This is a genomic window from Pantoea sp. Fr-CA_6 (assembly GCF_024520895.1).
GTDB classification, from domain to species: Bacteria; Pseudomonadota; Gammaproteobacteria; order Enterobacterales; family Enterobacteriaceae; genus Pantoea; species Pantoea agglomerans.
Genome location: NZ_JALNPO010000012.1, coordinates 69,860 through 85,572, shown reverse-complemented (window position 1 = coordinate 85,572; position 15,713 = coordinate 69,860). Strand labels below are relative to the sequence as shown.

Annotated in this window: 15 protein-coding genes; 8 read left to right on the top strand and 7 right to left on the bottom strand. The window is 56.7% G+C overall.

The genetic code is table 11. The features are described 5' to 3' along the window. Together NR201_RS18480 and NR201_RS18475 are read left to right on the top strand one after the other, a co-directional pair. Entirely contained in the window at positions 1-219 is a 219-nt protein-coding gene (locus tag NR201_RS18480; RefSeq protein ID WP_010253066.1) for a YheU family protein, read from the top strand. Positions 220-280: 61 nt separating this feature from the next. Beyond that, on the top strand, positions 281-1,150 hold the full coding sequence (locus tag NR201_RS18475) for a phosphoribulokinase (RefSeq protein WP_010253068.1): 870 nt from the start codon (positions 281-283) through the stop codon (positions 1,148-1,150). Positions 1,151-1,616: 466 nt separating this feature from the next. Here NR201_RS18475 and NR201_RS18470 read toward each other — a convergent pair whose 3' ends face one another. Then, positions 1,617-2,021, bottom strand: a complete 405-nt coding sequence (locus NR201_RS18470) for an OsmC family protein (RefSeq protein ID WP_010253071.1) — start codon at positions 2,019-2,021, stop codon at positions 1,617-1,619. A gap of 303 nt (positions 2,022-2,324) precedes the next feature. Here NR201_RS18470 and crp point away from each other — a divergent pair, with 303 nt between their 5' ends. Together crp and NR201_RS18460 are read left to right on the top strand one after the other, a co-directional pair. Beyond that, on the top strand, positions 2,325-2,957 hold the full coding sequence (gene crp / locus NR201_RS18465) for a cAMP-activated global transcriptional regulator CRP (RefSeq protein WP_003852956.1): 633 nt from the start codon (positions 2,325-2,327) through the stop codon (positions 2,955-2,957). A gap of 57 nt (positions 2,958-3,014) precedes the next feature. Then, a complete protein-coding gene (locus tag NR201_RS18460; RefSeq protein ID WP_010253083.1) occupies positions 3,015-5,090 on the top strand; it encodes a YccS/YhfK family putative transporter in 2,076 nt (691 codons plus the stop codon). A gap of 1 nt (position 5,091) precedes the next feature. Here the strand turns inward: NR201_RS18460 and NR201_RS18455 are convergent, their stop codons facing one another. From NR201_RS18455 to ppiA, 5 genes are all read right to left on the bottom strand, one after another. Further along, the gene (locus NR201_RS18455; RefSeq protein WP_022624054.1) at positions 5,092-6,312 is read right to left on the bottom strand and encodes an aspartate aminotransferase family protein; all 1,221 of its coding nucleotides are present in this window, start codon (positions 6,310-6,312) and stop codon (positions 5,092-5,094) included. Positions 6,313-6,393: 81 nt separating this feature from the next. Continuing rightward, positions 6,394-6,969, bottom strand: coding sequence for an aminodeoxychorismate/anthranilate synthase component II (locus tag NR201_RS18450; protein WP_187492179.1), 576 nt, complete (start codon positions 6,967-6,969; stop codon positions 6,394-6,396). 41 nt (positions 6,970-7,010) lie between these two features. After that, on the bottom strand, positions 7,011-7,604 hold the full coding sequence (locus tag NR201_RS18445) for a putative adenosine monophosphate-protein transferase Fic (RefSeq protein WP_022624052.1): 594 nt from the start codon (positions 7,602-7,604) through the stop codon (positions 7,011-7,013). Further along, positions 7,594-7,764, bottom strand: a complete 171-nt coding sequence (locus NR201_RS18440; protein WP_256850066.1) for a YhfG family protein — start codon at positions 7,762-7,764, stop codon at positions 7,594-7,596. Before NR201_RS18440 ends, NR201_RS18445 begins: the two co-directional genes overlap by 11 nt. Positions 7,765-7,863: 99 nt before the next feature. Then, the gene (gene ppiA / locus NR201_RS18435; RefSeq protein WP_003852970.1) at positions 7,864-8,436 is read right to left on the bottom strand and encodes a peptidylprolyl isomerase A; all 573 of its coding nucleotides are present in this window, start codon (positions 8,434-8,436) and stop codon (positions 7,864-7,866) included. Positions 8,437-8,697: 261 nt separating this feature from the next. Between ppiA and tsgA the strand changes: the two genes are divergently transcribed. Continuing rightward, on the top strand, positions 8,698-9,876 hold the full coding sequence (tsgA, locus tag NR201_RS18430; RefSeq protein WP_031593897.1) for an MFS transporter TsgA: 1,179 nt from the start codon (positions 8,698-8,700) through the stop codon (positions 9,874-9,876). A gap of 33 nt (positions 9,877-9,909) precedes the next feature. On the opposite strand, the gene NR201_RS18425 is transcribed toward tsgA, so the two are convergent. Further along, a complete protein-coding gene (locus NR201_RS18425) occupies positions 9,910-11,187 on the bottom strand; it encodes a cytosine deaminase (protein WP_187495017.1) in 1,278 nt (425 codons plus the stop codon). Between the two features lie 217 nt (positions 11,188-11,404). Between NR201_RS18425 and nirB the strand changes: the two genes are divergently transcribed. From nirB to cysG, 3 genes are read left to right on the top strand one after another with little or no spacing between them, the layout of a single operon-like run. Continuing rightward, on the top strand, positions 11,405-13,945 hold the full coding sequence (gene nirB / locus NR201_RS18420) for a nitrite reductase large subunit NirB (RefSeq protein ID WP_256850065.1): 2,541 nt from the start codon (positions 11,405-11,407) through the stop codon (positions 13,943-13,945). Further along, positions 13,942-14,268, top strand: coding sequence for a nitrite reductase small subunit NirD (nirD, locus tag NR201_RS18415; RefSeq protein WP_010253107.1), 327 nt, complete (start codon positions 13,942-13,944; stop codon positions 14,266-14,268). The genes nirB and nirD overlap by 4 nt, the downstream gene beginning before the upstream one ends. Positions 14,269-14,313: 45 nt before the next feature. Further along, complete coding sequence (cysG, locus tag NR201_RS18410) at positions 14,314-15,678, top strand: siroheme synthase CysG (RefSeq protein WP_256850064.1); 1,365 nt, start codon at positions 14,314-14,316, stop codon at positions 15,676-15,678. Positions 15,679-15,713: the final 35 nt, after the last annotated feature.

The following is a 15,713-nucleotide window of genomic DNA, read 5'->3' as shown; positions in this document are numbered from 1 at the left end:
GTGATTATTCCCTGGCAACAGGTCTCACCTGAGACCCTTGAAAATCTGATTGAAACCTTTGTGCTGCGCGAAGGCACGGACTATGGCGAGCAGGAACGCAGCCTGATCGACAAGGTGGCCGATGTGCGACGTCAGCTGGAAACGGGTGAAGTGGTACTGGTGTGGTCGGAACTGCACGAATCGGTCAATATCATGCCGCGCAAAGAATTTCGTGGCTGATGCACCCAACGGCATTTCGTGTTAACAATGCCTATTGCCCGACCTCACAGGGAGCTTTTCTATGTCTGCACGTCATCCCATTATCGCGGTGACTGGTTCCAGCGGCGCAGGGACCACCACCACCAGCGTGGCGTTTCGCAAAATCTTTCAGCAGCTCGATCTTCATGCGGCGGAGCTGGAAGGTGACAGTTTTCACCGTTTTACCCGCCCTGAAATGGATATGGCGATTCGTAAGGCGCGCGATTTAGGACGTCATGTCAGCTACTTCGGCCCGGAAGCCAATGACTTTGGCCTGCTGGAGCAGAGCTTTAAAGAGTATGGTCAGAGCGGACAGGGCCAGTCGCGTAAATATCTGCATACCTACGATGAAGCGGTGCCGTGGAATCAGGTGCCCGGCACCTTTACGCCGTGGCAACCGCTGCCGCAGAACACCGATATTCTCTTCTACGAAGGGCTGCACGGCGGTGTGGTGACGGCGCAGCACAACGTAGCAGAACAGGTTGATCTGCTGGTTGGCGTGGTGCCGATTGTGAACCTGGAGTGGATTCAGAAGCTGGTGCGCGACACCGGCGAGCGCGGCCATTCACGTGAAGCGGTCATGGATTCGGTGGTGCGCTCGATGGAAGATTACATCAACTTCATCACACCACAGTTCTCACGCACTCACCTCAACTTTCAGCGCGTCCCGACGGTCGATACCTCAAACCCGTTCGCTGCCCGCGCTATTCCGTCACTGGATGAGAGCTTTGTGGTGATCCACTTCCAGGCGCTGGAAGATATCGACCTCCCCTACCTGCTGGCGATGCTGCAGGGCTCGTTTATCTCGCACATCAATACGCTGGTGGTGCCTGGCGGCAAAATGGGTCTGGCGATGGAGTTGATCATGGGTCCGCTGGTGAAGCGGCTGATGGAAGGTAAGCGAATAGAGTAAGAGGCCAGCAAAAACCGCTCTGAGAGCAGATGTCTTTCATAAAGATGGTAAAACTGGCTTTCCTGCGGCTAAAGACTTACCGCTGAGCAGGCTTCAGGGAGCATAAACCTTTCGCAAAGACGCAAAACCGCCATCCCTGGCAGGCTCAGCGCGGGCCATCCCTGGCCCGCGATGCTTTGCTACAGGTATATGCTCCCTTCGCTTCACGTCCGGCAACCGCATCCGGTTTCAGGAAGGTCGCTACAGACAACGCCTGGGCAGAAAGAATCTGGCAGCAATAGATAAGTTCAACACGCTGGGAACCGGGTCAGAAGAGGAAAGCGTCCCGCGCCTGGGACGGCGCGGGCCGAGCGGCCAGGGATTGGCTTAAGCGACTTTCCGATCTGACCCGGTTCCCAGCGCAGGCACAGTCTGACAGCAGAGCACGACAGATTTTGCCCGCGACCTTAAAAGATCCCTGCGGGTACTAAAGTTCGATCACTTCATAGCTATGCGTAATGTTGACGCCTTTACCCAGCATGATGGCCACAGAGCAATATTTTTCAGCAGAAAGATCCACAGCGCGTGAGACCGCTTTATCCTGGAGGGCTTTGCCACTCACGATAAAATGCAGGTTGATGTGCGTAAAGATTCGCGGCGCCTCTTCACGACGTTCTGAGGTCAGTTTTACTTCACAATCAGCCACATCGTTTCGGCCTTTTTGCAGAATTGATACCACGTCAATCGCGCTGCATCCGCCCGCCGCCATCAGCACCATCTCCATTGGGCTGGGCGCTTTATCACCCGAATTTCCATCCATCAGTATCTGATGGCCGGATGAGGATTCTCCGAGGAATGTCAGCCCTTCTACCCATTTCACTCTTGCCTGCATGATTTTTGCTCCGGAATACGCTGTTTTGTCGCCAGAGTACGCTTTCGCCTGGTAAACAGCAATCCAGAGAAATCCGCCCGTAGCTGAAGCGAGACAACAGAAGACAGTCGGCAAAAGCTGTGCTACAAACAGTGCTGAAAATATTTTTCGTCACCCGATGACGAAGCCGGGAAGGATGATGCGCACTGCGCCTGATGCGGCCCGAATAATTTCCTGAAATGGAAACGCTTGAAGCTTTCACCGCCTGACAGGGAAAACTGCCCCCTGTATTTTGGGCACGATTACAACAGAGGATAATAGCGAATGGTTCTCGGCAAACCGCAAACAGACCCTACACTCGAATGGTTCCTGTCCCATTGCCATATTCACAAGTATCCATCCAAAAGTACGCTGATTCACCAAGGTGAAAAAGCAGAAACGCTTTACTACATCGTGAAAGGTTCCGTTGCGGTTCTGATTAAAGATGAAGAAGGCAAAGAGATGATTCTTTCCTACCTGAATCAGGGCGATTTTATTGGTGAACTTGGCCTGTTCGAAGAAGGCCAGGAGCGCAGCGCCTGGGTACGTGCGAAAAGCGCGTGCGAAGTGGCGGAGATTTCTTACAAGAAATTCCGTCAGCTGATCCAGGTTAACCCTGACATCCTGATGCGACTCTCATCGCAGATGGCGCGTCGCCTGCAGGTGACGTCTGAAAAAGTGGGTAACCTCGCTTTCCTCGACGTAACCGGACGCATTGCACAGACCCTGCTCAACCTGGCGAAGCAGCCAGATGCCATGACGCATCCCGACGGCATGCAAATTAAAATCACTCGTCAGGAAATTGGCCAGATTGTTGGTTGTTCACGTGAAACCGTGGGCCGTATTTTGAAGATGCTGGAAGATCAGAACCTGATCTCCGCACACGGCAAAACCATCGTCGTTTACGGCACCCGCTAATTCCTGTCACCCACGGCGTGATGGCAACATCACGCCGTTATTGTTTGTGTTGGGCCGATGTGGCGTCGAATTATTTACCATCCTGAAGTCAATTATGCCTTGCGGCAAACGCTGGTGCTCTGTCTGCCAGTGGCGCTGGGCTGGCTGGCTGGCGACCTGCAAAAAGGTCTGCTGTTCTCATTAGTGCCCGCCTGCTGCAACATCGCCGGTCTGGATACCCCGCATAAACGCTTCTTCAAACGCCTGATTGTTGGCGGCAGCCTGTTTGCCCTCGGCAGCTTTCTGATGCAGTGGCTTACCCTCCATGCTATTCCGCTGCCGCTGATCCTGTTTGCTATGCCCTTATTGCTCGGCGTTACCGGGGAGATCAGCCCGCTGCATGGCCGTCTGCTGCCCGGCACCCTGATTGCCGCCATCTTTACCCTGAGCCTGATTGGCCGCATGCCAATCTATGTTCCCCCGCTGCTCTATATCGGCGGCACGCTGTGGTACGGGCTGTTTAACTGGTTCTGGTTCTGGCTGTGGAAAGAGCAGCCGATGCGCGAAAGCCTGAGCCTTATCTACCGCGAGCTGGCTAACTACTGCGACGCAAAATATACCCTGCTGACGCAGCTGACCGATCCGGAAAAGGCGCTGCCGCCGCTGCTGGCTCGCCAGCAGAAAGTGGTCGATCTGATTAACACCTGTTATCAGCAGATGCATATGCTGTCGGCAAGCCGCGATCACAGCCATAAACGGCTGACGCGCGCCTTTCAGGTGGCGCTGGATCTGCAGGAACATATCTCGGTCAGCCTGCATCGGCCGGAAGAGGTGCAGAAGCTGGTCGAACAGAGCCACGCCGAAGCGGTGATCCGCTGGAATGCCAAAACCATCTCGGCCCGGTTGCGGGTGCTGGCGGATAACATTCTCTATCACCAGCTACCCGATCGCTTTGCGATGGATAAACAGCTCGGCGCGCTGGAGAAAATCGCCCATCAGCATCCCGACAATCCGGTGGGTAACTTCTGCCTTTACCACTTCAACCGCATCGCGCGGGTCCTGCGCACCCAGAAACCCCTTTATCAGCGCGATCTGATGGCTGACCGCCAGCGCCGTCTGCCGCTGTTACCGGCGCTGCGCAGTTATCTCTCTTTTCGTTCATCGGCCCTGCGCACTGCCGGCCGCTTTGCGGTGATGCTGATGCTGGGCAGCGCGCTGGCGCTGTTCTTCAACATCCCCAAACCCTACTGGATCCTGATGACCATCATGTTCGTCAGCCAGAACGGCTACAGCGCTACCCGTGTCCGCATTCAGCACCGGGCGCTGGGCACTTTTGCCGGTCTGGTGATCGCGGCCGCCACGCTGCGCATGGCGGTGCCGGAGTCGCTGGTGCTGCTGATCATGCTGGCGATTACCTTTATCAGCTATCGCTTTACCCGCCAGTTTTATGGCTGGTCGATGATTGGCTTTACGGTCACGGCGGTTTACTCGCTGCAGTTGCTGTCGCTGAATGGCGCGCAGTTTCTGCTGCCGCGACTCATGGATACGCTGATGGGTTGTCTGATCGCCTTTGGCGGGATGCTCTGGCTGTGGCCGCAGTGGCAGAGCGGCTTGCTGCGGCAGAACGCCCACGACGCACTGGAAACCTATCAGGATGCGCTGCGGCTGTTGCTGGGTGACGAACAGTCACCAGAGAAACTGGCTTATCAGCGGGTGAAGGTCAATCAGGCACACAATGCGCTGTTTAACTCACTGAATCAGGCGATGCAGGAACCCGCGTTCAACTCCCGCTATCTGAGTGATATGCGGCTCTGGGTCACGCACAGCCAGTTTATCGTCGAGCATATCAACGCCATGACGATTCTGGCGCGTGAGCACACCATGCTCACTGCCTCGCTGGCTGAGCGTTACCTGCAATCCTGTGAAATCGCGCTGCAGCGGTGTCAGCAGCGGCTGGAATATGATGGTGAAAGCTCACAGGTTAACCTGCTGGATGAGCTGGAGAACATCAGTGAGGGACCGATCACGGTGGTGGAGCAGCATGTGCGGCGCATTCTCGATCATCTGAGCGTGATGTACACCATTTCATCGCTGGCGTGGAACCAGCGGCCGCAACATGGCCGCTGGCTGATCAGACGCTTACGTAAAAACTAAGCTAGCCGTTGAGCACGTTGCCGACGGCCGTGGCGAAGCGGCTCATGCCCTCTTCGATATCGGCAGGCTCAATGATCAGTGACGGGGCAAAACGCATCACGTCGGTGCCGGCAACCAGCACCATCACGCCTTCTGCGGCCGCGGCATTCAGGATGTCGCGTGCTTTACCGGCATGCTGCGGTTTCAGCGCCGCGCCAATCAGCAGACCCTTGCCGCGAATATCGCTGAAGAGATCATACTTCGCATCGATGGCCTGCAGCGCCGTGACAAAGTGCTGACGACGCGTCTCAACGCCTGCCAGCACCTCCGGCGTATTGATAATATCTAGCGCGGTTTCGGCGATGGCGCAGGCGAGTGGATTGCCGCCATAGGTGGTGCCATGCACGCCCGGCGCCATGGTCGAGGCGATCTCGTTAGTGGTCAGCATGGCGCTGACCGGGAAACCGCCGCCCAGCGCTTTGGCTGAGGTCAGAATATCGGGCTGGATACCATAATGCTCATAGGCGAACAGCTTGCCGCTGCGCCCCATGCCGCTCTGCACTTCATCCAGCACCAGCAGCGCCTGATGCTGATCGCACAGCTCACGCAGTCCCTGCATAAATTCCTGCGTTGCGGGCACGACGCCACCCTCCCCCTGAATCGGTTCAACCACAATGGCGCAGGTGTGATCGTCAATCACCGCTTTCACTGCGTTCAGATCATTGAACGGCACATGGACGATATCCGCCGGTTTAGGCCCGAACCCATCAGAATATTTTGGCTGTCCGCCGACCGTGACGGTAAACAGCGTCCGGCCATGAAAGGCGTTATGAAAGGCGATAATCTTACTTTTGAATGGGCTGTGACGTTTGCAGGCGTAGTAGCGCGCCAGCTTAAAGGCGGCCTCGTTGGCTTCGGCCCCGGAGTTAGCGAAGAAGACCCGCTCGGCAAAGGTCGCCTGAATTAACTTACTGGCAAGACGCAGCGCCGGTTCGTTGGTGAAGACGTTGCTGGTGTGCCACAGCGTCTCGCCCTGACTTTTTAGCGTCTCTACCAGCGCAGGATGGCAGTGTCCAAGTGCGGTGACGGCGATACCACCTGAGAAATCGATATACTCTTTGCCCTGCTGATCCCATACACGACTGCCCTTGCCTTTTACCGGCACGAACTGCGCAGGTGCATAAACAGGCAAAATAACGTTATCGAACGTCTCCCGCGTGACCGCAATTTTTTCCGCTGCCATTGATGACCCCATTTAGATGATTGACGTGCAACTTTGAAATAATAATCACAAAATATGCATAAAAAATCACTCAAAGGCAACTTATTGCTCAAGGAAATTGCGCAGCAGCTGATGTCCCTGCTCGCTGAGAATGCTTTCGGGATGGAACTGCACGCCTTCCAGCGCCAGGGTTTTATGGCGGAATCCCATAATTTCGTCAGGCTCGCCGTCACGCACCGTCCAGGCAGTCACCTCGAAGGCATCTGGCAGGGAGTCGCGCTGTACAATCAGCGAATGGTAGCGGGTCACGATCAGTGGATTATTCAGAGTGCGGAACACGCCCTGTCCGGTGTGCTGAATCGCAGAGGTTTTGCCGTGCATCACCTGACGCGCGCGCACGACCTGCGCGCCATACGCCTGCGCAATCGCCTGATGACCCAGGCAGACGCCCAGCACCGGCAGCTGACCGGCGAAATGCCGGATCGCCGCCAGCGAAATGCCTGACTCCGACGGCGTGCAGGGACCAGGCGAGATCACCAGATGAGTCAGCGGTAATGCCGCCATCTGCTCCAGCGTGATGGCATCATTGCGCACCACCTGAACCTGCGCGCCCAGCTCGCAGAAATATTGATAAAGATTCCAGGTAAAGGAGTCGTAATTGTCGATAAGCAGCAGCATGGCCAGTCCAGAATAATTACCCGCGCCGCTATTCTACGCGGTTAAGCCGCCTCGCTCACCACTTTCGCAAATACCTGCTCCAGCAAAGTCAGGTCTCCGGCCACACCGGCCTGATTCGCCGCTTTCCAGCTTTCAGCGTCAGTCTCTTCCCAGGAGAGCAGATAACCGGCATGCAGCGCCAGCTGTTCAAAGAAAATCCGCTGCGCACGACCATTGCCGTGGCGGAAAGGATGCAACATATTGATTTCGCAGTAGTAGTGGGCAACGCGCTCAATAAACGCGTCACGCGGCAGGTCAGCAAGGCCCTTCTCCTCCTCCAGCGCGGCCATCAGGGCGTTACCTTCCTTTTCAATATATTCGAAATGACAGAACGGCGTCTCATCGCGCCAGATATCGATAGTGCGCAGTTCACCAGCCCAGCTGTAGACGTCCTGAAACAGCGTACGGTGGATCTGGCGCAGGTAAGGCAGTCCAGGATTACGTGGGCCCAGCTCCAGCGTGGCGGCACGCGCCGCACTAAAACTCAGCTCCGCCTTACGCAGCTGCGCTGCATCGTGGATATCGGGCAGGTTTTTCAGCACATTGTCATGCTGCCACAGGTAAGGATCCTGGCTGACGGCGGTATTAGAGTCCATATTGCCTCCTCAGTGACGCCAGACGTGCGGCCGCATCATCGCTGTTTACGCTGGTTTCATTTGTCGAGAAGCCTTCCAGCCGACAGCTGGCCTGATAGCTGGCGCTACGCCGCTGTCGCCACAGGGTGACCTTCTGTTTTTCGGTGAGTTTGTTCGCCATGCCGCCTCCTGCTCAGGTTTTTGCCCTAAGTATAAGAGCAAATTCTGGCTTTGCCGGATGCGGCAGGCGGTCGCCATCCGCAGATGGCGACGAACGGACTTAAGGCAGGACTTTGGCGGAGAGGATAACTACCGGTTTGGATGGAACATTCTGGTAAGGACCCACATCTTTGGTCGGTACCTGAGAAATTTTTTCAACCACATCCTGACCTTTCACAATCTTACCAAATACGGCATAGCCAAAATCGCGCTGTCCGTGATCGAGGAATGCATTATCCGCGACGTTGAGGAAGAACTGGCTGGTCGCACTGTCTTTATCGGCGGTACGCGCCATGGAAATCGTGCCACGCAGGTTACGCAGGCCGTTATCCGCTTCATTCTTGATCGGCGCGTTGGTCTGCTTCTGCTGCATGTCCGTAGTGAAGCCCCCACCCTGCACCATAAAGCCCGGGATCACGCGGTGAAAAATGGTGTTGTTGTAAAAACCGTTGTTGACGTAATCAACGAAGTTTTTCACAGAAACCGGCGCTTTCTGGTTATTCAGTTCGAGTTCGATATTGCCGGCGGAGGTGGTGAGCAGAACGTGGGTGTCACCTTTTGCAGCCAGCGCCTGGGCGGAAACGGAAGAGAGCGCTAACAGGGTGATGGCCGCTGTTAAAGTACGTTTAAACATGAAAGATTCCTTACCTGGGAGAGCGGGCACAAAAACGTGATTGATTGTAAAGAGACTCTATTCCAGGAGCCAGCGTTTTACCTATATTTACGCTGTGGCAGCAAATGGGGGGAGCAAACGTTAAACCCCGGCAATTACGTGATTAAAATCACACAACACATGAAATATGGATCTCTGGTTTCACTGGTTGTTTATTAAGATCACGGTTCCGTTTACACTTTCTGACACTTTTTGGCACCCGGTTCTCAACAGGTTCAGAACATGACAAACCGTAATCGTATTGGCCTCACCTGGATAAGCTTCTTCTCCTACGCGCTTACCGGCGCGCTGGTGATTGTTACCGGCATGGTAATGGGCGATATCGCAAAAGATTTCCAGATCCCCATCTCCAGCATGAGTAATACCTTCACCTTCCTCAACAGCGGCATCCTGGCGGCGGTTTTCCTGAACGCCTGGCTGATGGTGATTGTGCCACTGAAGCGTCAGCTGATTTTCGGCTTCGTCCTGATGGTACTGGCGATAATCGGGTTGATGACCAGCCGCGATCTGACCGTCTTCTCGCTCTGTATGTTTGTGCTGGGCGTGGTCAGCGGCATTACTATGTCGATCGGCACCTTCCTGATCACCCATATGTATGAAGGCCGCCAGCGCGGTTCGCGCCTGCTGTTTACCGACTCCTTCTTCAGCATGGCGGGCACGCTGTTTCCGGTGCTGGCGGGGATTCTGCTGGCGCGTCAGCTGCCGTGGTACTGGGTCTACGTCTGCATCGGCTTTATCTACGTCGCGATCTTCATCATGACGCTGTTTGTCGAGTTCCCGGTGCTGCGTAAGCCCGAAAACAGCCCGACAGTTGAGAAAGAAAAATGGGGTGTGGGCGTGCTGCTGCTGGCAGTGGCGGCGCTCTGCTACATTCTGGGCCAGCTTGGCTTTATCTCCTGGGTGCCGGAATATGCCACCAAAGTCATGGGCATGAATATTAATGATGCCGGACAACTGGTGGGCAGCTTCTGGACCGCGTATATGGTGGGGATGTGGGCCTTCAGCTTCCTGCTGCGCTTCTTCGATCTGCAACGCATTCTGATGGTGCTGGCGGGACTGGCTACCGTGCTGATGTACTGGTTCGTCAGCAGCCAGGATGCCAGCATGCTGAAGTGGATCATTATGGTGTTGGGCTTCAGCTCCAGCGCGATTTACACCACTATCATCACGCTCGGTTCGCTGCAGACCAAAGTGGCGTCACCGAAGCTGGTGAACTTCATTCTGACCTGCGGTACCGTCGGCACCATGCTGACCTTCGTGGTGACCGCGCCGATTGTTGAGAAGAGCGGCGTGCACACGGCGCTGGCCACCGCCAACGGCCTCTACGCGGTGGTGTTTGTGATGTGTGTCCTGCTGGGGCTGGTCACTAAACATCGCTCGCACGGTCACGTTACGCATTAATCATTCAGGGCGGCGATTGATCGCCGCCCTGCTTTAACGCCGGAAGTCTATCCGCTCCCGCTCCCGCCAGTAAATCTCGCTTTCTGCGGGCTTTGTCTCTGCCACCACAGTGCCGCGACGCAGCGAGTAGCGCACCGGAACCTGTCTTCTTACTGCATCAAAACCACTCTCTGCCGGCAGAATAATCAGGCTGGCATCGTTGCCGGTCTGAATGCCATAGCCTGACAGCTGCAGCGTCTTCGCGCTGTTATGCGTAATCAGATCCAGACCCGCATCAATCTGCTCATAGCCCATCAACTGACAGACGTGTAAGCCCATATGCAACACCTGCAGCATGCTGGCGGTGCCCAGCGGATACCAGGGATCGAACACATCGTCGTGGCCGAAACAGACGTTAATCTCCGCCTCCAGCATCTCTTTCACCCGCGTAATGCCGCGCCGCTTAGGGTAGGTATCAAAGCGGCCCTGCAGGTGAATATTGACCAGCGGATTCGCGACAAAATTAATGCCCGACAGCTTAAGCAATCGAAACAGTCGTGAGGTATACGCGCCATTATAAGAGTGCATCGCGGTGGTATGACTGGCCGTCACGCGCACGCCGTTGCCATCGCGATGCGCCAGCGCCGCCACAGTTTCCACAAAGCGCGACTGTTCATCATCGATCTCATCGCAGTGAACATCGATCAACCGATCATAGCGGTTAGCCAGCGCAAAAGTTTTATGCAGCGACTCAACACCATATTCACGGGTGAATTCGTAATGCGGGATCGCGCCGACCACATCCGCGCCCAGCCGCAATGCCTCCTCCAGCAGCGCTTCACCGTTGGGATAAGAGAGAATACCCTCCTGGGGAAAAGCAACAATCTGGATAGTGATCCACGGCGCCATCTCCGCCTTCAACTCCAGCATCGCTTTAAGCGCCGTCAGTGACGGGTCAGAAACGTCAACATGAGTACGGACAAACTGAATGCCGTTGGCAATCTGCCACTTCAGCGTCTGCATCGCCCGCCGCTTAACATCTTCATGACTGAGCATGGCTTTGCGTTCAGCCCAGCGCTCAATGCCTTCAAACAGCGTCCCGGACTGGTTCCACGCGGGTTCGCCAGCGGTCTGGGTGGTATCCAGATGAATATGCGGCTCAATAAAAGGCGCGCAGGCTAAGCCACCCTCGCCGTCCAGCGATTCATCCGCCGGTGAAGCGTGCTGCGGCTGGGCTGAGAGCCGGGCAATTTTGCCATCGGCGATGGCGATCTGCCATAACCCATCCCGCCAGGGTAAACGCACGTTATTGATCCACTTAGGTGACATCATTGCCGACTCCTTTTCCGGTTTTGTATTTTAAAACTAACACGATTCAGGTGACCCGCCGCAAGCCCGAATAATCAGCGGGTTATCCGCACCAGAAAAAATTATTTCAAATCAACCATATACCTCTTAATGGGTATATGGCGTCGTGGTTGATGTATATCAATAAGTGCCAGAAACGGCGCGCTATTGTAGCCGCAGATATCGCAAATTTGAGGCAAAAATGAGCAAGCACAATGTCGTCGTTATCGGTAACGGCATGGTCGGCCACCGCTTCATAGAAGAATTACTAGAGAAAGCGGAACCTGACCAGTTTTCGCTGACCGTCTTTTGTGAAGAACCCCGCGTCGCCTATGATCGTGTCCACCTGTCCGCCTACTTTTCCCATCACACCGCTGAAGAATTGTCGCTGGTTCGTGAAGGCTATTACGACAAACATCAGGTCAATCTGCTGCTGGGTGAACGCGCCATCACCATTAATCGTGATGAGAAACTCATCCACTCCAGTACCGGTCGCGCAGTGCATTACGATACGCTGATTTTTGCCACCGGCTCTTATCCGTGGATCCCGCCAATTAACGGTGCTGAAGGCAGCGACTGCTTTGTCTATCGCACCATCGAAGATCTCAACGCCATCGAAGCCTGTTCGCGCCGCAGCAAACGCGGCGCGGTGATTGGCGGCGGCCTGCTGGGGCTGGAAGCGGCGGGCGCACTGAAAAATCTGGGCATTGAAACCCACGTCATTGAATTTGCGCCGGTGCTGATGGCGGAGCAGTTAGATCAGCAAGGCGGTGAGCAGCTACGTCGCAAGATTGAGCAGATGGGCGTGCGGGTCCACACCGGTAAAAACACCCATCAGATTGTGCATCACGAGCACGGCGGCAAAACGCTGCAGTTTGCTGATGGCAGCGCGCTGGAGGTCGATTTCATCGTCTTCTCCACCGGCATTCGCCCGCAGGACAAACTGGCGAAACAGTGTGGATTAACCCTGGGTCCGCGCGGCGGCATCGCCATTGATGACCAGTGCCGGACCAGCGATCCCACCATCTACGCTATCGGTGAGTGCGCTGCCTGGCAGAATCGCGTCTATGGCCTGGTGGCGCCGGGTTACAAAATGGCCCAGGTCGCCAGCGACCATCTGCTGGGCCGCGACAATGCGTTTACCGGCGCGGACATGAGCGCAAAACTGAAGCTGCTGGGTGTTGATGTTGGCGGCATTGGCGATGCGCGCGGCACCACGCCAGGCGCTCGCAGCGTGGTCTGGCTGGATGAGAGCAAATCGATCTACAAGCGCCTGATTATCAGCGAAGATCAGAAAACCCTGCTGGGTGCCGTCCTGGTGGGCGACACCAGCGATTATGGCAACCTGCTGCAGCTGGTGCTGAATGGTATTCCGCTGCCTGCTAATCCGGAAGCGCTGATTCTGCCAGCCGGCAGCGGGGATAAACCGGCCATCGGCGTCGATTCTCTGCCTGATACCGCACAAATCTGCTCCTGCTTTGACGTCAGTAAAGGCGACATCATTAAGGCGGTACAGGGTGGCTGTCATACCGTGGCAGCACTGAAAAGCAGCACCCGTGCCGGCACCGGTTGCGGCGGCTGTATCCCACTGATCACCCAGGTTCTCAACAGTGAACTCAGCCGTCAGGGCATTGAGGTCAATAACCATCTTTGCGCCCACTTCGCCTGGTCACGTCAGGAGCTTTATCACCTGATTCAGGTAGAGGAGATTAAAACCTTTGACGAACTGCTGGCCCGCTATGGTCAGGGTTACGGCTGTGAAGTGTGCAAGCCGGTGGTTGGCTCACTGCTCGCCTCCTGCTGGAATGAGTATGTGCTCAAACCCCAGCACGCGCCGTTACAGGACAGCAACGACCTCTATCTTGGCAACATCCAGAAAGATGGCACCTACTCGGTGATCCCGCGCTCGCCCGGCGGTGAAATCACGCCTCAGGGACTGAAAGTGATTGGCGAGATCGCCGAGCGCTATCAGCTCTATACCAAAATTACCGGCTCTCAGCGTATCGGTCTGTTTGGCGCGCAGAAAGACGATCTGCCCGCTATCTGGTCACAGCTGATCGACGCCGGATTTGAAACCGGCCAGGCCTACGCCAAGGCGCTGCGGATGGCGAAAACCTGCGTTGGCAGCGCCTGGTGCCGTTATGGCGTGGGTGACAGCCTCGGCTTCGGCGTGATGCTGGAGAACCGCTACAAAGGCATCCGTACGCCGCACAAGATGAAGTTTGGCGTCTCTGGCTGCACCCGTGAATGTGCAGAAGCACAGGGCAAAGATGTCGGCATTATCGCGACGGAAAAAGGGTGGAACCTCTACGTCTGCGGCAACGGCGGCATGAAGCCGCGCCATGGCGATCTGCTGGCGGCCGATCTCGATCAGCAGACGCTGGTCACCTATCTCGACCGTTTAATGATGTTCTATATCCGCACTGCCGACAAACTGCAGCGCACCTCGCTGTGGCTGGAGAGTCTGGAAGGCGGCATCGACTATCTGCGTAAGGTGATCGTGGATGACAAACTTGGCCTCAACAGCCAGATGGAGCAGCAGCTGGCCGCCCTGCGTACCAGCGTCAGCTGCGAATGGAAAGCGACGCTGGAAGATAAGGATCACCTGACGCGCTTTGCCCACTTTATCAACTCGCCGCAACGCGATCCTGGCGTGCAGCGGGTCGCGGAGCGCGACCAGCACCGCCCGGCACGCGCCGATGAACGCATTGCCGTGACCCTGATTGAGGAGACCGAATCATGAGCCAGTGGAATCCGGTGTGCCCGCTGACGCAGATCCTGCCCGCCACGGGCGTCTGCGCGCTGGTCAAAGGCCAGCAGGTTGCTATCTTCCGTCCCCGCAACGATGAGCAGCTCTATGCCATCAGCAATATCGATCCCTTTGCCGATGCCAGCGTGCTGTCACGCGGCATTATTGCTGAACATCAGGATGCGCTCTGGGTTGCCAGCCCGCTGAAAAAGCAGCGTTTCCGTCTTAGCGATGGCTACTGCATGGAGGATGAAACGCGCTCCGTGGCGGCCTGGCCGGTGCGGGTCAATGCCGGACAGGTTGAAGTCTGCCTGTAACTCCCGTCAACAGCCCGCCTCCGCGGGCTTTTTTAAGGACGTCTGATGGACTACTTCCCCTTGTTCTGCCGCCTGCAGGGCCGACGCTGCCTGCTGGTCGGCGCAGGTGGCGTGGCTGAGCGGAAAGCCCGCCTGCTGCTGGAGGCCGGCGCCGAGCTGCTGGTCGGTGCCCTTGATTTCTCCCCCGCCTTCCGGCAATGGGCGCAGCAGGAAACCATCACGCTGCTGCCAGGGGCGTTTGATCCGCACTGGCTCACCGGCTGCTGGCTGGTGGTCGCCGCGACCAGCGATGATGCGGTTAATCAGCAGGTGGCTGAAGCCGCCGAAAAACAGCAGATCTTCTGCAATCTGGTGGATGCGCCGCAGCAGGCCAGCGCCATTATGCCGTCGATTATCGATCGTTCCCCGCTGATGGTCGCCGTCTCTTCCGGTGGACGCGCGCCGGTACTGGCGCGCCTGTTGCGGGAGAAGCTGGAGCCGATGCTGCCGCAACACCTTGGCCAGCTGGCTCAGCTGGCAGGCACTCTGCGCGCGCGGGTGAAACAGCAGTTCAGCTCTGTCAGTGCCCGCCGCCACTTCTGGGAACGCTTCTTTAACAGCGAGCGGCTGGCCCAGACGCTGGCCAACGGCGACAGTGAACGCGCGGAGCAGATTACCGACCAGCTCTTTAACGCTGACCTTCGCCAACAGGGTGAAGTGGCGCTGGTCGGTGCCGGTCCGGGTGATGCCGGATTACTGACCCTTAAAGGCTTACAGCTGATCCAGCAGGCAGACGTCATCGTCTATGACCGGCTGGTCTCCGATGAGATCCTGAATCTGGTGCGCCGCGATGCCGAGCGCATTTTTGTCGGGAAACGCGCCGGACATCACTGCGTACCGCAGGATGAGATCAACCAGCTGCTCTGCGAACAGGCGCAGCGTGGAAAACGGGTCGTGCGGCTGAAAGGCGGCGATCCCTTTATCTTTGGTCGCGGCGGTGAAGAGCTGGAAGCGCTGGCGCAGCGGCAGATTCCGTTCAGCGTGGTGCCGGGGATCACCGCCGCATCGGGCTGTGCGGCTTACAGCGGTATTCCCCTGACCCACCGCGATCATGCGCAGAGCGTCAGACTGGTTACCGGACATCTGCAGAAAGAGGGCTCGCTCGCCTGGCAGACGCTGGCGGCGGAACAGCAGACGCTGGTCTTTTATATGGGGCTCACGCAGGCCGGAGAGATTCAGCAGCAGCTGATAAAGCACGGTATGCGCAGCGATATGCCGGTGGCGCTGGTGGAAAACGGCACCACTACGCGTCAACGCGTGGTCACCGGGACACTGAGCGAGCTGGAAGCGTTAGCCGGTCAGGTGACCAGTCCCAGCCTGATGATCATCGGCAGCGTGGTAAGTCTGCGTGACAGCCTGCGCTGGTTCTGAGTCCGGCAAATAAAAACGGCGGGCACAATGCCCGC